Source organism: Geodermatophilus nigrescens, from assembly GCF_900129495.1.
GTDB lineage: Bacteria > Actinomycetota > Actinomycetes > Mycobacteriales > Geodermatophilaceae > Geodermatophilus > Geodermatophilus nigrescens.
Genome location: NZ_FQVX01000001.1, coordinates 1,117,274 through 1,137,245 on the forward strand (window position 1 = coordinate 1,117,274; position 19,972 = coordinate 1,137,245).

At 76.5% G+C, this 19,972-nt stretch carries 17 protein-coding genes and 1 tRNA gene; 11 read left to right on the top strand and 7 right to left on the bottom strand.

Features of this window, described 5'->3' with window-relative positions:
* The first annotated feature begins 5 nt into the window (after window positions 1-5).
* From BUE37_RS05615 to BUE37_RS05625, 3 genes are all read left to right on the top strand, one after another.
* Window positions 6-419 carry a hypothetical protein gene (locus BUE37_RS05615; RefSeq protein WP_073419079.1) on the top strand — a complete coding sequence of 138 codons (414 nt, stop codon included), beginning with the start codon at window positions 6-8 and terminating at the stop codon, window positions 417-419.
* An 85-nt stretch (window positions 420-504) separates the two neighbouring features.
* Complete coding sequence (locus tag BUE37_RS05620; protein ID WP_073419080.1) at window positions 505-1,587, top strand: WD40/YVTN/BNR-like repeat-containing protein; 1,083 nt, start codon at window positions 505-507, stop codon at window positions 1,585-1,587.
* Window positions 1,584-1,865, top strand: coding sequence for a ubiquitin-like small modifier protein 1 (locus BUE37_RS05625; protein WP_073419594.1), 282 nt, complete (start codon window positions 1,584-1,586; stop codon window positions 1,863-1,865). The genes BUE37_RS05620 and BUE37_RS05625 overlap by 4 nt, the downstream gene beginning before the upstream one ends.
* 4 nt (window positions 1,866-1,869) lie before the next feature.
* Here the strand turns inward: BUE37_RS05625 and BUE37_RS05630 are convergent, their stop codons facing one another.
* Together BUE37_RS05630 and BUE37_RS05635 are read right to left on the bottom strand one after the other, a co-directional pair.
* Window positions 1,870-2,115, bottom strand: a complete 246-nt coding sequence (locus BUE37_RS05630) for a hypothetical protein (RefSeq protein ID WP_073419595.1) — start codon at window positions 2,113-2,115, stop codon at window positions 1,870-1,872.
* 93 nt (window positions 2,116-2,208) lie between these two features.
* Window positions 2,209-2,445, bottom strand: coding sequence for a hypothetical protein (locus tag BUE37_RS05635; protein ID WP_073419081.1), 237 nt, complete (start codon window positions 2,443-2,445; stop codon window positions 2,209-2,211).
* Window positions 2,446-2,618: 173 nt separating this feature from the next.
* Here BUE37_RS05635 and BUE37_RS05640 point away from each other — a divergent pair, with 173 nt between their 5' ends.
* Complete coding sequence (locus BUE37_RS05640) at window positions 2,619-3,890, top strand: MFS transporter (RefSeq protein WP_245794303.1); 1,272 nt, start codon at window positions 2,619-2,621, stop codon at window positions 3,888-3,890.
* A gap of 4 nt (window positions 3,891-3,894) precedes the next feature.
* On the opposite strand, the gene BUE37_RS05645 is transcribed toward BUE37_RS05640, so the two are convergent.
* The 3 genes from BUE37_RS05645 to orn all read right to left on the bottom strand — a co-directional run bounded on the left by BUE37_RS05645 (window position 3,895) and on the right by orn (window position 6,529).
* Window positions 3,895-5,520, bottom strand: coding sequence for a peptide chain release factor 3 (locus tag BUE37_RS05645; protein ID WP_073419083.1), 1,626 nt, complete (start codon window positions 5,518-5,520; stop codon window positions 3,895-3,897).
* A gap of 184 nt (window positions 5,521-5,704) precedes the next feature.
* A tRNA-His gene (locus tag BUE37_RS05650) sits at window positions 5,705-5,780 on the bottom strand.
* 59 nt (window positions 5,781-5,839) lie between these two features.
* Window positions 5,840-6,529 (bottom strand): oligoribonuclease, encoded by a 690-nt coding sequence (gene orn / locus BUE37_RS05655; protein WP_073419084.1) that lies wholly within the window; start codon window positions 6,527-6,529, stop codon window positions 5,840-5,842.
* A gap of 168 nt (window positions 6,530-6,697) precedes the next feature.
* On the opposite strand from orn, the gene BUE37_RS05660 reads away from it, so the two are divergent.
* From BUE37_RS05660 to BUE37_RS05675, 4 genes are all read left to right on the top strand, one after another.
* The gene (locus tag BUE37_RS05660) at window positions 6,698-7,912 is read left to right on the top strand and encodes a hypothetical protein (protein WP_073419085.1); all 1,215 of its coding nucleotides are present in this window, start codon (window positions 6,698-6,700) and stop codon (window positions 7,910-7,912) included.
* 118 nt (window positions 7,913-8,030) lie between these two features.
* Window positions 8,031-9,872 carry a hypothetical protein gene (locus BUE37_RS05665; protein ID WP_073419086.1) on the top strand — a complete coding sequence of 614 codons (1,842 nt, stop codon included), beginning with the start codon at window positions 8,031-8,033 and terminating at the stop codon, window positions 9,870-9,872.
* 175 nt (window positions 9,873-10,047) lie between these two features.
* On the top strand, window positions 10,048-11,898 hold the full coding sequence (locus BUE37_RS05670) for a hypothetical protein (RefSeq protein WP_073419087.1): 1,851 nt from the start codon (window positions 10,048-10,050) through the stop codon (window positions 11,896-11,898).
* Window positions 11,891-12,520 (top strand): GNAT family N-acetyltransferase, encoded by a 630-nt coding sequence (locus BUE37_RS05675; RefSeq protein WP_073419088.1) that lies wholly within the window; start codon window positions 11,891-11,893, stop codon window positions 12,518-12,520. The genes BUE37_RS05670 and BUE37_RS05675 overlap by 8 nt, the downstream gene beginning before the upstream one ends.
* Here the strand turns inward: BUE37_RS05675 and BUE37_RS05680 are convergent, their stop codons facing one another.
* Window positions 12,521-13,534: an NADPH:quinone reductase gene (locus tag BUE37_RS05680; RefSeq protein ID WP_073419089.1), complete on the bottom strand. Its 1,014-nt coding sequence runs from the start codon at window positions 13,532-13,534 to the stop codon at window positions 12,521-12,523.
* A gap of 124 nt (window positions 13,535-13,658) precedes the next feature.
* On the opposite strand from BUE37_RS05680, the gene BUE37_RS05685 reads away from it, so the two are divergent.
* From BUE37_RS05685 to BUE37_RS05695, 3 genes are all read left to right on the top strand, one after another.
* Window positions 13,659-15,515, top strand: coding sequence for a putative bifunctional diguanylate cyclase/phosphodiesterase (locus BUE37_RS05685; protein WP_073419090.1), 1,857 nt, complete (start codon window positions 13,659-13,661; stop codon window positions 15,513-15,515).
* Window positions 15,516-15,644: 129 nt separating this feature from the next.
* Window positions 15,645-17,450, top strand: coding sequence for a putative bifunctional diguanylate cyclase/phosphodiesterase (locus BUE37_RS05690; RefSeq protein WP_245794305.1), 1,806 nt, complete (start codon window positions 15,645-15,647; stop codon window positions 17,448-17,450).
* 100 nt (window positions 17,451-17,550) lie between these two features.
* Window positions 17,551-19,446 carry a glycosyl hydrolase family 28-related protein gene (locus BUE37_RS05695; RefSeq protein ID WP_217651132.1) on the top strand — a complete coding sequence of 632 codons (1,896 nt, stop codon included), beginning with the start codon at window positions 17,551-17,553 and terminating at the stop codon, window positions 19,444-19,446.
* A gap of 75 nt (window positions 19,447-19,521) precedes the next feature.
* Here the strand turns inward: BUE37_RS05695 and BUE37_RS05700 are convergent, their stop codons facing one another.
* Window positions 19,522-19,893 (bottom strand): VOC family protein, encoded by a 372-nt coding sequence (locus BUE37_RS05700; protein WP_073419093.1) that lies wholly within the window; start codon window positions 19,891-19,893, stop codon window positions 19,522-19,524.
* Between the last annotated feature and the right edge of the window lie 79 nt (window positions 19,894-19,972).

Below are 19,972 nucleotides of genomic sequence, written 5' to 3' on the forward strand. Positions count from 1 at the left end.
CCACCGTGGACACCTGGTTGATCGTGCTCATCGTCGTCGTCGCGCTCGCCCTGCTGGCCGTGCTGGCGCTGGCCCTGGCCAAGCGCAACAGGGTCGCCGGGGCGCGGCGCCGCGAGCAGCAGCGCCAGCAGGCGCGCGAGCACCTCGAGGAGGCGCGCCTGCGCGGTGCGCAGGCGGAGAAGGAGCAGGCGCTGGCCGAGGAGCAGGCCGCCCGCGCCCGCCGTGAGCGCGCCGAGGTCGAGGAGCGCACCCGGCTGGCCGAGCAGGAGGCCCGCCAGCGGGCCGCGCACGCGCAGGAGCACGCCACCGCCGCCGAGAAGCTGCGCGCCGAGGCCGAGAAGCTCGCACCCGGGCTGGCCGACCAGAACGGCCGCGCGCACGTGACCGGTGACGGCCCCGGGGGCGCCACCCGCCGCTGAGCGGCCACCGCTCAGTTCCGGCGGCCGGCCCGGTCTGTCCTCCGAGCGGGGTCGGCCGGGCCCCGCCGGGACCGGGAGGACACCCGTGGCCGACCTGCTCGCCATCGGCACGCGCAAGGGGCTGTGGCTGGCCCGCAGCGACGACGACCGGCGCACCTGGACCCTCGACGGCCCGCACCTGGTGGCCCAGGAGGTGGCCGCCGTCGGGCTCGACGTCCGCGGCGCGGCGCCCCGGGTGCTCGCCGGCGTCCAGTACGGGCACTGGGGGCCGACGGTCACCTGGTCCGACGACCTCGGGCGCATCTGGTCGGAGACCGACGAGGGCGCCATCCGCTTCCCGGCCGACACCGGCGCCGCGTTGGCCCGGGTCTGGCAGCTGCGCCCCGACGTCGCCGCGCGACCGGGCGTCGTGTGGGCCGGCTGCGAGCCGCACTCGCTGTGGCGCAGCGAGGACGGCGGCGAGAGCTTCGCGCTGGTCCGCGGCCTGTGGGACCACCCGCACCGGCCCACCTGGGAGCCCGGCGGGGGCGGCGGCGCCGTGCACACCGTGCTGCCGCACCCGACCGCCGACCGGGTGGTCGTGGCGATGAGCGCGGGCGGCGTCTACGCCAGCGAGGACGGCCGCGACGGCTGGGCGCCGCGCAACTCCGGGATCACCGCCCCCTTCCTGCCGGAGCCCGCGCCCGAGTACGGGCAGTGCGTGCACAAGGTCGCCCCCGACGCCGGCGATCCCGACCGGCTCTACGCGCAGAACCACTTCGGCGTCTTCCGCAGCGACGACGCGGGGGTGGGGTGGACGTCGATCGCCGCGGGCCTGCCGGCCGACTTCGGCTTCCCCGTGCTCGCCTCGCCGCGCACGCCCGGCACGGCCTGGGTCGTGCCGCTGGTCGCCGACGCCGACCGGACGCCCCCGGGCGGGCGCCTGCGCGTGCACCGCACCCGCGACGCCGGGCAGAGCTGGACCGAGCTCGGCGCCGGCCTGCCCGAGGCGTCGTGGACGGCGGTGCTGCGCGACGCGGCCTGCGTCGACGAGGGCGACCCGACCGGCGTCTACGTCGGCACCCGCGACGGCTGCGTCTACGCCAGCGCCGACGAGGGCGACACGTTCACCACGGTGGCGCAGCACCTGCCCGACGTGCTGTGCGTGCGCGCGGCCCGGCTGCCGTGACCGTCGAGGTGGTGCTGCCCGGCGTGCTGGCCGACCTGGCCGGCGGCGAGCGGCGGCTGCGGGTCGACCCCGCCGCGCCGACCGTCGCCGGCCTGCTCGACGCCCTCGCCGCCCGGCACCCCGTCCTCGAGCGGCGGATCCGCGACGAGGCCGGGGCGCTGCGCCGGTTCGTCAACGTCTACGTCGACGGCGACGACGTCCGCTTCTCCGCGGGCGCGCAGACCCCCGTGCACGACGGCGCGGTGGTGCAGGTGCTGCCCTCGGTCGCCGGGGGCTGAGCGGTCAGAGGCGGGCGAGCTCCGCGCACTCGGCGCACAGCTGGTGCTCCTCGAGCTCGGACGGCGGCCACTCCACCTGGTCGTCGACGGCGACGTAGGCGCCGCACAGCGACTTGCGGCTGCGGCCGTGCACCCGGCCGATCGTGGCGTGCGCCGGCCCGATCTGCCGGGGCTGGAGACCCTCCGGGGTGCCGACCGACCCGACCATCACGACGGCGTGGGCGGTCCCGTAGGCGTAGGCAGTCGTCATGGCGCCAGCGTCCGAGGCGCGGGGCGGGTGCGGCGGCACCCTCCGGGCGCGTGTCCGGCAGCCGGGGCGCAGGAGCCCCGGCTGCCCCGGCCGTCACACCCGCGACGGCACCGGCGCCTGCGCCGGGAGCGCGCTGATGCGCGCCGCGGCCGCGCCGACCCACGGCTGGGTGGGGTCGAGCCCCTCCGCCGTGGCGACGGCCCGCACGGCCGACGTCGTCACCTCCAGCGGTGCGCCCGGCACCCGGTCGGAGGCGAGCTCGTAGACGAGCAGCGCCTTGAGGCGGCTCTCCAGCGGGAGTCCGTCGAGGGAGTCACGCCAGTCCGTCATGGAGGACCGGTGCCCGCCCGGCGCGCCGGGCATGCGGCGGCGCGGGACGCCCCGGCGTGTCGCTGCGGCCGGGCGCGTCCGCGTTGCGCCCTGCGCGGACCGGCGCGTGCTGCGGGCCCCCGCGGGCGACGATGGGACCACCGGCCGGACGCGCCGCCGGGGGAGGAGGGCCGGTGACGCTGCCCAGGGCGCTGGTCCCGCTGCGGACGGCGGCCTACTGGCGGCTGGCGCTGTCGCTGGGGCTGTCGCTCGTGGCCAACGGCGCGTGGGCGGTCACCGCGGTGTGGCAGGTCGTGGCGCTCGGCGGCGGGCCGGCGGAGCTGTCGCTGGTCACCGGGCTGGCCGCCGCCGGGACGCTGGCGGCCACGCTGCCCGGCGGGGTGCTGGCCGACCGGGTGCCGCAGCGGCACCTGTTGCTGGCGGTCACGCTGCTGTCGGCGGTGCCGGTCGGCGCGGCGGCCCTGCTGTCGCTGGCCGGCGAACTCCCGCTCGGCCTGCTGGCCGTCGTCGGCCTGCTCGGCGGGGTGGCGCTGGGACTGCACTACCCGGCGTACTCGGCTCTGCTGCCCGCGCTGCTGCCGGCCGACCAGCTGCTCGCCGCCAACGGCCTCGAGGGCGCCATGCGGCCGGTGCTCTACCAGGTGGCCGGGCCGGCGATGGCCGCGCTCCTGGTGGCCGCCGTCTCCCCGGGCGCGGCGCTGCTGGCCACCGCGGGCGCCTCACTGGCCGCCACCGCGTGCGTGCTGGGCCTGCCGCTGCTCCCGGTCGCGCGCGAGCCCGGCGCCGAGCAGCGGCACCCGGCCCGGGCGCTGCTCGGCGACCTGCGCGAGGGCCTGGCCTTCCTCGTGCGCACCCGCTGGCTGTTGGCCACGCTGCTGTTCGGCTCGCTCATGCTGCTCGCGACCACCGGCCCGCTGCAGGTGCTCACGCCGTTCGCGCTGCGCGACCGGGCAGGCGGCGGGCCCTTCGAGCACGCGCTGGTGCTCGCCGGCTTCGGCGTCGGCGGGGCGCTCGCCTCCCTCGCCGTCGCCTCCCGGCCGCTACCGCGCCGCTACCTGACCGCGACCATGGCGCTGTGGGCCGCCGGCTGCGTGCCGCTGCTGGCCTTCGGCCTCGCCACGCACGTCGGCGTCATGGTCGGCGCGGCCGTGCTGTCCGGCGCCGGCATCCACGGCGGCATGGTGCTGTGGGGCACGCTGCTGCAGCGCCGGGTGCCGCCCGCGCTGCTCGGCCGGGTCTCCAGCCTGGACTTCGTCGTCTCGGGGGCGTTGGTGCCCGTGTCGGTGGCGCTGGCCGGGCCGCTCAGCGAGGGTGCCGGCGTCGGGCCGGTGTTCCTCGTCGCCGGGCTCGCGCCGCCGGTGCTCGCGCTCCTCACCGTGCTGCTGGCGCGGATGCCCGCCGACGAGGCGGCGCACCCGCTCGACCGGCCGGCGCGGGTGCCCTGACTGCTCAGGCCAGCTGCGCGGCCACCAGCGGCTCCAGGGTCAGGTGCGGCTTGCCGTTGCGCACCATGCCCATGACCCACTTCGTGGTGAACAGCGCGAGCAGCTCCCCGTCGCTGCGCCGCATCACCTCGGTGCCCGAGCTCGCGGTGATGCCCGCGACCGACTCCTCGTCGGTGCGCATGGCCAGCGTGTACGGCAGCGGCTCCAGGTGCACCGGCGCGGAGAACTCCTGCGCCATGCGGTGCGCGGCCACCTCGAACTGCATGGGGCCGACGACGGCGAACACCGGGGACGCGTCCCCGCGGCGGTCGGAGCGCAGCACCTGCACCACGCCCTCGGACTCCAACTGCTCGATGCCGCGGCGGAACTGCTTGTGCTTGGCGGTCTCCAGGCTGCGGACGACGGCGAAGTGCTCGGGCGCGAACGTGGTCAGCGGCGGGAAGGTGACCGCGCGGCCGGCGTAGAGCGTGTCGCCCACACGCAGCGCCGAGGCGTTGACCAGCCCGACGACGTCGCCGGGGTAGGCGGTGTCGATGCTCTCCCGCTCGCGGCCGAACACCTGCTGGGCGTACTTGGTCGCGAAGGGGCGGCCGGTCGGGCCGTGGGTGACCACCATGCCGCGCTCGAAGACGCCGGAGCAGACGCGGACGTAGGCCAGCCGGTCGCGGTGCGCGGCGTCCATGCCCGACTGCACCTTGAAGACGAAGGCGCTGAACGGGGCGTCGACCGGGCGCGGGACGCCGCCCTCGTCGGGCCGCCCGGCGGGGGCGGGCGCGAGGTCGACGAGCACGTCGAGCAGCGCGGCCACGCCGAAGTTCGACACCGCGGAGGCGAAGAGCACCGGGGTGGTCTCGCCGGAGAGGAACAGCTCCTGGTCGTGCGCGCCGGAGGTCTCGTCGAGCAGCTCGACCTCCTCGCGGGCCTGCGCCCACGCCTCCGGCTCGCGGGTGGCCGCGGCCTCGGCGGAGAGGACCTCCTCGGGCGCGATCGTCGCCCCGCCGGCGGTCCGGGTGTAGCGCCGGTAGGAGCCGTCGCGCCGGTCGAGGACGCCGCGGAAGTCGCCGGCGATGCCCACCGGCCAGGTCAGCGGGGTGGGGGTGAGGCCGGTGCGCTCGGCGACCTCGTCCATGAGCTCGAGCGCGTCCTTGCCGGGGCGGTCCCATTTGTTCACCACGGTGACGACGGGGATGCCGCGGTGCCGGCAGACGGCGAAGAGCTTCATCGTCTGCTCCTCGAGGCCCTTGGCGGCGTCGATGAGCATGACGGCGGCGTCGACGGCGGTGAGGACGCGGTAGGTGTCCTCGGAGAAGTCGGCGTGCCCCGGGGTGTCGAGCAGGTTGACCACCGCGTCGCGGTAGGAGAACTGCAGCGCCGCCGAGGTGATGGAGATGCCGCGGGCGCGCTCCATGTCCATCCAGTCCGACACCGTGCCGCGCCGGCCGGCCTTGCCGTGCACCGCGCCGGCCTGGCCGATGACCCGGGCGTGCAGGGCCAGCGCCTCGGTGAGCGTGGACTTCCCGGCGTCGGGGTGGCTGATGACGGCGAAGGTCCGGCGCCGCGCGGCCTCCGCGACGACGTCCCCGGGGGAGGTCCCGGCGTCGTCGGGGCGGGGCGGGGCGGTCGTGGTCATGCGGAGGTCTCCCGGGGTGGTGCGGTGGTCGCCGGAACGGCGGAGGGGCGGCGGCGCGCACGCCCCGCGGCATCTTGGTGCAACAGCCGCGGCGCGCGCCGCAGTCCCGGTCCGACCACGTCGGCGGGATCGGCGTGGGACGCGCGGAGGCCCCGGTCGGCGAACCGACCGGGGCCTCCGGACATGGGGTGAGTGACGGGGCTCGAACCCGCGACACCCAGGATCACAACCTGGTGCTCTACCAGCTGAGCTACACCCACCGCGCGCACTCCCGGGACCCTGAGGCACCGGGGAGCACGGACGAGGATACCGGAGCCGCTCAGCCCTCCGACGCGGCCGGGGGTGTGACACCGGGCGCGGGCGCCGGCGGGGTGGCGTCGGCGGCGGCCAGCACGTCGGCGAAGGTGCCGGTGACCTCGCCGGCGGCGCGCTGGGCCTGCGACGTCGAGGGGCCGGGGAGGTCGACGAACAGCGTCCGCCGGTAGTAGGCCAGCTCGCGGATCGACTCGATGATGTCGGCCAGGGCCCGGTGCGCGAGGCCCTTCGGCGGCTGGGCGAAGTAGACCCGCGGGAACCAGCGGCGGGCCAGCTCCTTGATCGAGCTGACGTCGACCATCCGGTAGTGCAGGTGGTCGTCGAGCTCCGGCATGTCGCGGGCGAGGAACCCGCGGTCGGTGCCGATCGAGTTGCCGCACAGGGGAGCGGTGCGCCGCTCGGGCACCCACCGCTTCACGTAGGCCAGCACCTGCTGCTCGGCCTCGGCGACGGTGAGGGTGGAGGCGCGCACCGCCTCGGTCAGCCCCGACTTCGCGTGCATCTCGGTGACGACGTCGGCCATGCCCTCCAGGTCGGCGTCGTCGGCGGAGATCACCAGGTCCAGGCCGGGGTCGAGGACGTTGAGCTCGGAGTCGGTCACGACGACGGCGACCTCGATGAGCTTGTCCCGGCCGAGGTCCAGCCCGGTCATCTCGCAGTCGATCCAGACCAGGTGCCCGCCGTTGTCCGCCACGGCGACCGACCCTACGTCGCGTCCGCCGTGGCGTCCCGTCCGTCCCGGCCGCCCCGTGCGCCCGCCGTCTACCGCACGCGGCACACCGGTGCCACTCGAGGGGTCGGAATCCGCCGTCCGCGCCGGTAGCCTCGGCCCATCCCGACCCGCTTCCCTGGGAGTCCCGTCGTGCCCCGACCCGCCCCCTCCGCGCCCGCCCGGACCGTGCCGCCGGCACCGGGCTCCCTGGGCGCCGGGCTCCGGCACCCGGTCGCGCTGCTGCGCTGGCTGTGGCTCGCCTACATGACGCCCGGCCGGCCCGGGCGCGGGACCACCCAGCAGGAGCTGCGCTGGATCTACACCGCCTGGCTCGGCGCGTTCCTGCTCAAGATGCTCGGCTCGTCCTGGGACGTGTCCTGGCACTTCAAGTGGCTGCGCGACGACCTGGCGCCCCCGCACCTGCTCAACTCGGCGGGCACCGCGGTGGTCATCGCGCTCGTGGTGTTCCACAGCTACACCGGCTACGGCGTGGACCGCCGCGCCCTGCGGCTCATGCAGGTCGGTATCGCCACCTTCCTGGTGGCCATCCCGATCGACATCCTCAACCACCGCATCAACGGGCTCGACATCACCAGCTGGAGCCCGAGCCACGCGCTGCTCTACATCGGCACGGCGATCATGCTCGCCGGCGCCGTCCGCGGCTGGTGGCTGTACGCCGCGCCGGGCCGGGTCCGCGACCTGGTGTCGCTGGGGCTGTGGCTGTTCTTCGCCGAGAACGTCGTCTTCCCGAACCAGCACCAGGAGTACGGCGTCCTGTCGCTGCGCGCCTACGAGGCGGGGGAGACCACGGCGGAGCAGCAGCTGCTGGACTTCGCCGCCTCCCAGGGCCAGACGCCCACGATGTTCATGCTGCCGGTGCCCTCCTGGGTGCACCCGGCCTGGCTGCTGTGCGCCGGGCTGCTCTCGCTGGTCGTCGCGCGGAAGGTCGTCGGTCTGCGCTGGACCTCGACCACGGTCGCCGGGGTCTACCTCGCCTACCGCGCGGTGATGTGGCTGGGCCTGGTGGCGCTGGACTTCCCGCCGTCGGTGCTGCCCCTCGTGCTGCTCGTCGGGGCGGTCTGCATCGACCTCGCCGTCACCTTCCGGCTGCCCGGCTGGAGCGCGGCGCCGGCCACGGCCGCCGCGGTCTACGCCGCCGGCTGGCTCCAGGACGCGGCCGGGCTGCTGCCGCCGTGGAACTGGTCGTGGTGGTCGATCGCGCTGGTCCTGGCCTCCTTCACGGCGCTGTGGACGGCGGTCGACCTGGTCGCTCGCAGCCGCTGGCTGGCCACCTGGCGGGAGCCGGTCGAGCCCGGCCGCACCGCCGAGCCGGCGGCGGCCCTGGGCGGCGCGCCGACCCGCTGACGTCCCGGACCGGCCCGTCACATGACGTAGCGTCGGTCGCGGACGCCCGTGTGGGCCCGTCCCCGGTCCGCGCCGCGCCCGTGCGCCCGCGCACCCCACCCGTTCCCCGGAGGACCCCGTGCTGCCCCTGACCCCCGTGCCGCCGCAGACGGCGGGGGAGCGAGCACTGTTCGCCGAGCTCACCCGCTGGGACCGCGGGGGCGCGGTGCGCGGCGCCGTCGTCGCCTCGCTCCCCGTCGTCGACGGGCCGATGGAGCGGCGCATCTCCGACGCCGTGCTCTTCGTGCCCGAGGGCGTGGCCGTCGTCCGGGTGGCCGAGGTCCGCCAGGGCGGCGTGGTCACCGCGACGCCGGAGGGCTCCTGGACGATCGGCCCGGGCGCCGGCCCCGGCGAGGTGCTGCAGATCGCCGGCGGCGGCTCCACGCCGCTCGACGGCCTGATGCGCGCCGGGATGGACGCCGCCGTGCGGCTGCGCCGCGCCGGGCTGGAGCCGGGGCGGATCGCCCGGCTCACGGTGCTCGTGGGCGACCTCACCGGTCTCGTGCCCGCCGACGGCGACCTCGGCGACGGCGACCAGGTGGCCCTCCTCGAGTCCCGCTCGCTGCTGCTCGGCGTCTCCCGCGCGGCCCGCTACGCCGGCGTGGACAACCCGCGGCTCTGGACCACCGCCGACGTGCGCGCCGCGCTGTCCGCGCTGGGCTACGAGGGCCGCGGACCCACGGTCGAGGAACTCAACGGCGAGGGCTTCCCGTACTCGCCGTACGTCCTGCGCCGTCGCGAGCTGCTGGCCCCGGCGGCGATGGCGGCCTCCGCGGCGGGCGCCTCCCCGACGGCTCCGCCCGCCCCGTCCGCCCCCGCGCCGCCTGCGGCCGTCCCGGCGCCCGCTCCGGCGCGGGCGCCCGGCGGGCCGCTGGTCGACCCGGTGGCCGCCGCGGCCGTGGCCGCCGCCGCCATCCGCGCCGACGAGGAGGCCGCGGCGCGGGCCGCCGCCGCGGGGCTCGCGCCGGCGTCCGCCGGCCCCGGCGCGCCGCCCGCCGCGCCGCCCGCGCCTCCCGCCGCGCCGGTCCCGCCCCCGGCGGCGCCGGCCACCGCCCGCTTCGACGCCCCCGCCGTGCAATCCGGCACGGCCGCCCCGGCACCCGCTGCCGTCCCCGCTCCCGGTCTCGCACCCCAGCCCGAGCAGCTCGCCGACCACACCGGCGGGCTCGGCGGCCTGTTCGGTGACGACCCGACCGGGCCGCCCGGTGGCGGCTGGCCGCACGCCGTCCCGGCCGCGCCCGCCGCGCCGCCGCCGGCCCCGCTCGACGGCCCGCGGGACCGCCCGCCGTCCGACCGCCGGCGGCTGGTCCTGCTGGCCGTCGCCGGCCTGGTCGTCGTCGCGCTGCTGGTCGGGCTCGTCGTCGGCCTCACCGGCGGCGGGGACGGCGACGCCGCCGCGCAGGAGCCGCCCGCCCCGACCAGCGCGCCGGCCACCCCCACGGCCACCGGGCCGACGCCCGGGACCACCAGCGTCCAGGACGGGCGCACCTACGTCCTGCAGCAGGTGCAGACGGCCGACACCTGCCTCGGCAACGCCTACGGCGACGTCGCCTCCTTCTTCGAGTCCACCGACTGCGCCGGGCTGTCCCGGGCGCTGTGGTCCACCGACGTCGAGGGCCGCGACGTCGTCGTGTCGGTGTCGACGGTCGACATGGGCGACGCCGCGGCCGCCCGCCAGCTGCGTGCGCTCGCCGACACCAACGGCAGCGGCAACGTCAGCGACCTGCTGCGCGAGGGCGTGCGCTACCCCGGCGGGCCCGACGAGCTCTCCGGCGCCGAGTACGCCAGCTCCGTCGCCGGCACCGTGGTGACGATCGTGGAGTCCTCCTGGGTGGACGGCGGGGACGGCGACACCGCCGACCTCGACGTCGTCGCCGGCACCGGTCTCGCGCTGCCGATGCCGGAGCCGTCCACCGGCTGAGCGGTCCGCCGGACCCGGACGGTCACGTCCGGCCCGAGTGACCGGTGGGAACGGCGGGACGTCGCCGCAGGTCGCCGCGGCGTGTCGGGTCTCCCGGGGCTGTCGGCGCCGGGGCGCGCGGCACCCTCCGACCGGCTCCTGACGACGGTCGCAGGAGACCGCGTCAGGAGATCCCATGCCCGCCCAGCTCACTCGATCCCCGTGGCGCCGCGGCGCCTCCCGCGGTGCCGCCCTCGGCCTGGGACTGGTGGTGGTGGCCGGCGCGACCGCGGGCCCCGCGCTGGCGGGCCCGGACAAGGGCGCGGGCAACGGCAACGGCACCGGCAACGGCAGCGCGAACAACGGCAACGCGGCCGGGCAGAACAGGCCGGCCGACACGGCGCCGCCGCTCAACCCCGTGCCCGGCACCGGGGGCGGGAACGGCAACGGACAGGGGACCGGCGGCGTCGGCGGCTCCGGTCAGGGCGCGACGAACGGCCAGGGCGTCGGCGACTCGGTCCCCGGGGGCAACGGCGCGGCCAACGGCAACGGCAACGCCACCCAACCCGTCGTCCCCGCGCCGACGGTGCCCACGACCCAGCCGACGCCGGAGACCACCCCCGATCCGGCGCCCGAGCCCGGTCCGGAGCCGATCGTCCCCACCTTCGGGACCGGCAAGGACGTCACGTTCACCGTCGCGCCCCAGGGGCCCGTGCCCGACGACCTCGACCTCTCCGGTACGACCGTCACGCTGACTGCGGTGGACGGGAGCGGCTGGCGGGCGTCCTGCACCACGGACCCCGCGGGCGAGTGCACCGTCTCGGCGACCATGGCCGGCCTCTGGGAGGAGACGGACGAGGAGCGCCTCGTGGACGGCGTCTACGAGGCGGTCGTCACCGGTGCGGGGACCGGCTTCGCCGACCCGGCCGGCCTCGTCCTGGGCACGGTCGGCATCTGCCAGCCCGACCTCGGGCTCGTGCTCCTCGGAGGCGCCGGGCCGGACTGCTGGACCGGCCAGGACGTCGCCGTGCCGGTCCAGTCGGTCTTCCGCACCACGGTGACCACGACGGTCACCACGCTGGTCGGGGACGAGCAGGTGCCGGTCGCGGGCGCCGCCTACGCGCTCACCGGTGACGGCTACCCCGCGCGGACGACGGTTCCCGGAGAGGACGGCGAGCCCGTGCCGGTCATCGGCACCGGCGGTGCGGACCTCGGCACGGAGACGAGCGACGCCGAGGGTGTGCTGGTGCACACCGGTCACTTCCTGCCGGGATCCTCGTGGACGCTGCAGCCGGCCGACCCGCCGGCCGGCTACGACCCCGACACCGCGACCACCTTCACCGTGGCGGGGGACGTGTCGCTGCCCCTGGCCCTCGCGCGCCCGCTGACCCGGACGCCCGCCGGTGACGGCGGCCCGTCCGACGGGGGCACCGGCGGCGACGGCGGCACGGTCGTCCCCGTGCCTGGCGGTGGCGGCACCGGCTCGACCGGCGGGGACAGCGGCTCGACCGGCGGGGACAGCGGCTCGACCGGCGGGGACAGCGGCTCGACCGGCGGGGACAGCGGCTCCACGGGCGGCGACACGGGTGTCCCGGACGGGACCGGCACCGGCGGCACGCCCACCGGCGGCGACGGCAGCAGCGGGACCACCACCGGCTCCGGGCCGACCACGGGCACGACCACGGGCACGACGACCGGCACCACCGGCACCGCCCCCGCGGGCGGCACCGGCACTGCGGCCGCCGCGCCGGCCGGGACCGGGCGGACGGCGTCCGGCGGCACGACCGGCACCGCGGACGACACTGCCGGCGGGACCGCCGCCGAGTCCGACGGCGCGCCGGCGCCCTCGGCCGGGCGGACCTCCGGGGCCGGCACGGGGACGGCCGGCGGCAGCTCGCCCGCGCCCGTGGCCGACGCCGTCGACGAGCCGGCTCTCGAGACCACCGGCGGCGGGTCCGAGCTGACCCTCTGGGGCTTCGGCGTCCTCTTCGTCGCGCTCGTCGTCGTGCTCATCGGGGTGCTGCGGCGCCGCGTCCGCCGTGCCTGACGGTCCGCGCACCGGCTGGTGGGCCCGGCTCCCCGCCGAGGGGGAGCCGGGCTCGCCGGCGCAGCGGGTGCTGGCCGCCGTCCTCGGCGACGCCTTCCCCGCCGGCAGCGTCGTCGACCTGCCGGACGGACGCCTGCCTGGCGGCTGGCAGCTCCTGGTGCGCGCCGACGTCGCCGGGGACCGCGTCCGGTCGGTGCAGGTGGCGATGCCCACCGCGCCGCTGCTCTGGTACGTCGAGCTGCCCGAGCCGGCGGCGGCCCCGCCGGCCACGACGCTCGTCGCCTTCTCCGACGCCCGCTTCGCCGACGGCACGGTGCTCACCGCGGCGGAGGCCCGCCGCGCCGGGGTCCGCGGCGAGGACCAGGTGGCCGCCCTGCGCTGGTGGACCGGCCCGGGCCTGGTGCACCAGGTCTACGTCGGCCCGGCCGCTCGCCGGCGCGGCGTGGGCACCAAGCTCGTCCAGGTCGCCTACGGCGTGCAGCACGCCCGCGGCGGCACCCCGCTGCACGGCGACGGGCGGCGCACCGACGACGGTGAGGCGTGGAGCCGCGCCCTGCCCGCCCACGCCGCCTGGCGGGTGGCGGAGCGGACCGAGCGCCTGCCCTCGATGACGCCCGCCTGATCAGGCGGTCACGTCGACGAGCACCTTCCCGACGGCGCCGTCCTGCACCGCCTGGTGCGCCTGCGCGGTCTCGGCCAGCGGGAAGACGTGCAGGGGCAGGCCGACGTCCTCGCCCACCCGCACGGCGCCGTCGAGCACCGCGGCGTTCACGTCCTCGACGCCGATGACCTTGGCCCGCTCGGGCTCGGTGTAGACGAGCACGAAGTTCCACCGGGCGTTCGGCGCCATCTGCGCGCGTACCGGGATGGTCACCTCGGCGCCGCCGTCGTCGGCGTACATGGCGACCGCGGCGTGCATGCCGACGACCTGCGCGTCGACGGCCGCGTTGCGGGCCGCCGACACCTCCACGACGACGTCCACGCCCTTGGGGGCCACCTTCCGCACCTCGGCGACGACGTCCTGCTGCCGGTAGTCGACGACGTGCGAGGCGCCGGCCGCGGCCGCCAGCTGGGCCTTGCGCGGGCTGCTCACCGTGGCGATCACCGTGGCGTCGGCCCAGCGGGCCAGCTGGATCGCGGCGTTGCCCACGGCGCCCGCGCCGCCCTGCACCAGCACGGTGCGGCCGGTGAGCGAGCCGGGGCCGACCCGGTCGGGTACGGACTCGCCGAGGGTCAGGCAGCGGTGCGCGGTGAGGAACGGGATGCCGAGGGCCGCGCCGAGCTCGAACGAGGGGTCGGGGCCGAGCAGCACCGCCTGGCGCAGCGGCACGACGGTGTACTCGGCGGCGGTGCCCCACGGGCGCTGCCAGGCGGCCTCCCACACCCACACGGCCTGGCCGACGACCGCGGCGTCGACGCCCTGGCCGACCGCCTCCACGGTGCCGGCGCCGTCCTGGCCCGGGACCTGCCCCTCGGGGCCGGGCTGGGTGTTCGTGCGGGACTTCCAGTCGGTCGGGTTCACGCCGGCCCGCGCGAGGCGCACGAGCACCTCGCCGGGACCGGGCTGCGGGGTGGGGCGGTCGGTCAGCTCGAGGACCTCGGGACCGCCGGGCCGGGTGTAGGTGATGGCTCGCACCGCGCCGTCCTACCCGGTGCCGGCCGGCTGTTGCGCACGGCCTCGTTCCGCTCCGCTCACCCCGCGGGGTGACCACTACGCAACGGAACTGATCCGGTGCGGATGTGCGGCCGATACCCGCCGCATGGACGTCCCCGTGCTCGGCCGCCTCCGCCGCTGGCTCCCCGAGGGCCGGCCGCTGCCCGACGAGGTCTGGCAGCGGCGGCACACCGTGCTCCTGCGGCTCGCCGCGGTGCAGGCGGTGGCGATCGGCGTCCTCGCGCTGCTCCGGGACTGGTCACCGGCGGCGGCGCTGGCGGCGTCCGCGGCGGCGGCCTACCCGCTGTCGTTCTGCCTGCTGCCCGGCGCGTCCCGCACGCTGCGCGCGGCCGGCACGACGGCGAGCCTGCTGGCGACGTCGGTGCTGCTGGTGCACGTGGCCGACGGGCTGACCGAGGCGCACTTCCACTTCTTCGTGGTCGTCGGGCTGGTGTCGCTGTACCAGGACCGGCTCCCGTTCGGCCTGGCGCTGGCGGTCGTCGTGCTGCACCACGGCGCCGTCGGCACGCTCTTCCCGCACTCCGTGTTCGACCACGATGCGGCCTTCCGCCACCCGTGGCTGTGGGCGTGCGTGCACGGCGGCTTCGTGCTGGCCGCGAGCCTGGCCAACCTGGCTTCCTGGCGGCTCAACGAGCGGCAGGGGCTGCACGACCCGCTCACGGGCCTCGCCAACCGCACCCGCCTGGTGCAGGGCATCGTCGCGCGGCTGGCCCGCCGCGGCGGCCAGGTGAGCGTGCTGTTCCTCGACCTGGACGACTTCAAGGACGTCAACGACACCCGCGGTCACGCCGCCGGCGACGAGCTGCTCGTCACGATCGCCGAGCGGCTGCGGGCGTGCACCCGCGAGGACGACGAGGTGGGGCGCCTGGGCGGCGACGAGTTCGCCGTGGTGGTCGACGGCGACGCCGACGAGGCCGCCGCCGTCGGCGAGCGGGTGCTCGCGGCGCTGGCCGAGCCGATCGACATCGGCGGCCGCCCCCTGGCCGTGCACGTGAGCATCGGCGTCGCCGACACCGCCACCGCCGGCGACCGGCGCCCCGGCACGCTGCTGCGCAACGCCGACCTCGCCATGTACCGGGCCAAGGCGCTCGGCAAGAACCGGCTGGTGCGCTACCTGCCGGGGATGGCCGAGGCGGCCCAGGACGAGGTCGACCTGCTGGCCGACCTGTCGCTGGCGACGTCGTCGGGGCAGCTGGAGGTGCACTACCAGCCGACGGTCGACCTCTCCGACGGGCGCACCACCGGCTACGAGGCGCTGGTGCGCTGGCACCACCCCACCCGCGGCCTGGTGCCGCCGGCGGAGTTCATCCCGCAGGCCGAGGCCGGCGGGCAGGTGGTCGAGATCGGCGCCTGGGTGCTCGAGCAGGCGGTGCGCCAGGCGGCGGTCTGGTCGGCGGAGGCGGGACGGCCGGTCGGCATGGCGGTCAACCTCTCGCCGCGCCAGCTCGACGACGACGGCGTCGTCGCCCTGGTCGCCGCGACCCTGGCCGACGCCGGCCTGCCCGCGGGCCAGCTGACCCTGGAGGTGACCGAGGGCGTCCTGCTGCGCGACGTCGACCGCGTCGTCGGCAGGCTCGCGGCGCTGCGGGAGCTAGGCGTGCGGATCGCCATCGACGACTTCGGCACCGGCTACTCGAGCATGAGCTACCTGCGCCGGCTGCCGGCCGACGTCCTGAAGATCGACCGCAGCTTCGTCGCCGAGCTCGGCAGCGACGGCCGCTCCACGACGCTGGTGGCCTCGATGATCGAGCTGGCCCGCAGCCTCGGCCTGGAGGTGGTCGCGGAGGGCGTGGAGACCGCCCGGCAGCACGCCCTGCTCGGCGACCTCGCCTGCTCGCACGCCCAGGGGCACCTGTTCGGCCGCCCGCAGCCGGCGCACGACGTGCCGGCCGCGCCGGTGGTGGTCCCCGCGCCCCGGGCGGAGCCGGTCGCCACCGTCTGAGCGCCGCTCACCCCGGAGGGGGAGCGGAACGGGATCGATCCTGTCGTGCACGACCGATCCCGCCGATGGGACCGCATGGCCCCCCGCGTGCTCGCCCGTGTCCGCGCCCTGCTCCCCGAGGGTCGCCTGTTGCCCGACGAGATCTGGCAGCGCCGGCACACGATGATCCTGCGGCTGTCGGTCCTCGGCGCCGCGGGCCTCGCGGCGCTCGCGCTCGCCCGCGGCGAGTCGGTCGTGGCGGTGCTCGTCTCGGCCGCCCTCACGCTCTACCCGCTGTCGTTCAGCCTGCTGCCCGGGGCCGGCCGCCGGATGCGCGCCGCCGGGACCTCGCTCAGCCTGCTCGTCGCCTGCGCGCTGCTGGTGCACGTCATGGACGGCCTGACCGAGGCGCACTTCGCCTTCTTCGTCGTCGTCGGGGTGGTCTCGCTCTACCAGGACTGGTGGCCCTTCGGGCTGGCGCTGGCCGTCGTCGTCCTCCACCACGGGGCGCTCGGCGCGCTGTTCCCGCACGAGGTCTTCGGGCACGCCTCCGCGCAGCACGACCCGTGGCTGTGGGCGGTCGTGCACGGCGTGTTCGTGCTGGCCGCGAGCCTGGCGCACCTGGCCTCCTGGCGGCTCAACGAGCAGCAGGGCCTGCACGACCCGCTGACCGGCCTGGCCAACCGCACGCTGCTGCTCGAGTTGACCGAGCGGCTGCTGGCCGCCCGCCCCGGCCCGGTCAGCGTGCTGTTCCTCGACCTGGACGACTTCAAGGACGTCAACGACACCCGCGGCCACGCCGCCGGGGACCAGCTGCTGACCGCGATCGCCGAGCGGCTGCGCGCCAGCACCCGGCCCTCGGACGCCGTCGCGCGGCTCGGCGGCGACGAGTTCGCCGTCGTGGTCGACGGCGGGGCCGACGTCGCCGAGCGGGTCGGCGAGCGGGTGCTGGCGTCGCTGGCCGAGCCGGTGGACGCCGGCGGGCGGCCGCTGTCGGTGCACGTGAGCATCGGGGTGGCCGACACCGCGACCGCGGGCGACCGGCGGCCCGGGACGCTGCTGCGCAACGCCGACCTGGCGATGTACCGGGCCAAGACGCTGGGCAAGAACCGCCTGGTCCGCTACTCGCCGGGCATGGCGCAGGCCGCCGAGGACAAGGCCACGATGGTCGAGGACCTCGCCGTCGCCGCGGCCGCCGGCCAGCTGACCGTCCACTACCAGCCCACGATCTCCCTGGCCGACGGCGTCACCACCGGCTACGAGGCGCTGGTGCGCTGGCAGCACCCCGAGCGGGGGCTGGTGCCCCCGGCGGAGTTCGTGCCGCTGGCCGAGGAGTCCGGCTCGATCGTCGGGATCGGGCGCTGGGTGCTCGAGCAGGCGGTCCGGCAGGCCGCCGCGTGGACCGCGGAGTCGGGCCGGCCCATCGGCATCGCGGTCAACCTCTCGCCGCGTCAGCTCGCCGACGACGACGTCGTCGGGACCGTCTCCCGGGTGCTCGCCGCCGCCGGCCTCCCGGCCGGGCAGCTGACGCTCGAGGTCACCGAGGGCGTGCTCCTGCGCGACGTCGACCAGGTGGTCGGCCAGCTGGGGGAGCTGCGGGAGCTGGGCGTGCGGATCGCCATCGACGACTTCGGCACCGGCTACTCCAGCCTGTCCTACCTGCGCCGGCTGCCCGCCGACATCGTCAAGATCGACCGCAGCTTCGTGCAGGACCTCGGCTCCGAGGGCCGCTCGACGACGCTGGTGGCCTCGATCATCGAGCTGGCCCGCAGCCTGCGGCTGGAGGTCGTCGCGGAGGGCGTGGAGACCCGCGAGCAGCACGCGCTGCTCGGCGACCTGGCCTGCTCGCACGCGCAGGGCTACCTCTTCGGCCGGCCGCAGCCGGCGCCGGTGCACGACCACGAGCCGCTGCCCGCCGCGGCTCCCGCGGGCCGGGAGCTGCTGCCGGCCACCTGAGCCCGGGAGGGGAGTGGCAGGCGAGACGGGATCGTCTACGTTGTGACCGCACCGTGACAGCAGTCACACCGTGCGTACACCCTCGACGATGAGGACGTCCGTGCAGCCAGCAGCTCCCTCTCCCGCCCGGCGCCGCCTCGGCGCCGCCCTCGCGGTCGCGACGGCCCTGTCCGTCTCGCCCCTCGCCGCGGGCGTGGCCACCGCCGCCCCGCCGCCCTCCACCAGCCCGACCGCGCCGGCCCTCGGGCAGAACGTCACGGTCTTCGACCCGTCCATGCCCGTCAGCCAGATCCAGGCGACGCTCGACGCCACCTGGGAGCGCCAGCGCGACAACGAGATGGGCACCGAGCGCTACGCCTACCTCTTCCGGCCCGGCACGTACGGCACCGACGAGCAGCCGCTGCAGATCAAGGTCGGCTACTACACCGAGATCACCGGCCTCGGCGAGCAGCCCTCCGACGTGGTCATCAACGGCAAGGTCGAGAGCTACAACCGCTGCCTCGACGGCGGCGGCACCAGCAACTGCATCGCGCTGAACAACTTCTGGCGCACCGTGTCCAACCTGACCGTCGACGTGAACGCCGCCGGCCAGGACGGCTGCCGCTCCACCGCCAACTTCTGGGCGGTCTCCCAGGCGGTCTCGCTGCGCCGGGTGCAGGTCACCGGCGGCACGCTGTCGCTGATGGACTACTGCACCGCCGGCCCGCAGTACGCCAGCGGCGGGTTCATCGCCGACTCGGCGTTCGGCGACGTCGTCAACGGCTCGCAGCAGCAGTGGCTGACCCGCAACAGCTCGCTCGCCTCGTGGTCCAACGGCGTCTGGAACCAGGTGTTCGCCGGCGTCGAGGGCGCGCCGTCGGAGGCGGGCTTCCCGAACCCGCCGTACACGACGCTGGACACCACCCCGGTCAGCCGGGAGAAGCCCTACCTGTTCGTCGGTGACGACGGCCGGTGGAACGTCCGGGTGCCCGCGGCCCGGCAGGACACCCGCGGGGTGAGCTGGGACGAGGGGACGACGGCGGGGCGCACCATCCCGATCGGCGAATTCCTCGTGGCGACGCCGTCGACGCCGGTGCAGCAGATCAACAACCACCTGGCCCGCGGCGGGCACCTGCTGCTCACGCCCGGCGTGTACGACGTCGCGCGCAGCATCGACGTCAAGCGTGCGGGCACCGTGGTGCTCGGCATCGGGCACGCGACGCTGACCGCCGCCCGGGGTGCGGTGCCGATGACGGTCGCCGACGTCCCCGGCGTCGTCGTGGCCGGCGTGACCATCGACGCCGGCGCCGTCGAGTCGCCCGCTCTGCTGCAGGTGGGCAAGCCGAACGGCAACGGCGGGCGGTCCGACGCGGCCGACCCGACGACGCTGTCCGACGTCTACTTCCGCGTCGGCGGCCCGCACGTGGGCAAGGTGGACACCGCGCTCGAGGTCAACAGCGACGACGTGCTCATCGACCACACCTGGGTGTGGCGCGCCGACCACGGCCTCGAGCCCTTCACCGCCGGCTACCTCGGCGACACCGACCGGTGGCGCACGAACACCGGCCGGGTGGGCGCGGAGGTCAACGGCGACCGGGTGACCGCGACCGGGCTGTTCGTGGAGCACTTCCAGACGTTCAACACGATCTGGAACGGCGAGGACGGCACCACGGTGCTGTACCAGAACGAGCTGCCCTACGACCCGCCGTCGCAGGCCGACTGGCAGCAGCCGGACGGCACGCTCGGCTGGGCCGGGTACAAGGTCGCCGACGACGTGCAGCGGCACCAGCTGTACGGCGGCGGGGTCTACGGCTACCAGCGCAACGCCGCCCCGGGGATCACGACCGAGCGCGGGTTCGAGGTGCCGGAGACGCCGGGGGTGCGGCTGCACCACGTGATGACCGTCCACCTCGACGGCATCGGCGTGATCCGGCACGTGGTCAACGACGTCGGCGCACAGGCCGACACCAGCAACCAGGGCCAGCCGCGGTACGTCGTCGACTACCCGGTCGGCTGACGGCGTGACCCGGTGGGCCGTCGCGGGACCTCCCGCGGCGGCCCATCGGCGCGTCCGGGCCCGTCAGCCCGCGGCTCAGCCCCCCGCGAGCACCGACAGGACGTTGCCCGACGGGTCGGTGAACCAGGCGATGTCGGGGCCCCGCCCGCGCATGACGCCGTGCTCGTCCTGCGGGATGCCGTCGTAGCGCTCGAAGCGCACCCCTCGGGCGGTCAGCCCGGCCACCACCGCGCCGACGTCGTCGACCTGGAAGTTGAGGACGGTGTAGCTCGCCGGGGTGGCGGAGGGCTGCTCGTAGACGAACGTGTCCCGGCCGCCGGCCAGGTGCAGCCAGAGGTTGCCGTTGTCCTCCGACGTCCGCAGCCCGAGGACCTCCCCGTAGAACTGCCGGGCCGCCGCCAGGTCGCGGACGGCGATGCCGCTGAAGGCCCTCGTGTCGGTCAGCATCGGTGCTCCCTCGCGTCGTGCCGGTGTCATGAGGGGAGACGGCGCGGCCCGGGCGGACTCATCGGCCGGCCGCGCCCTC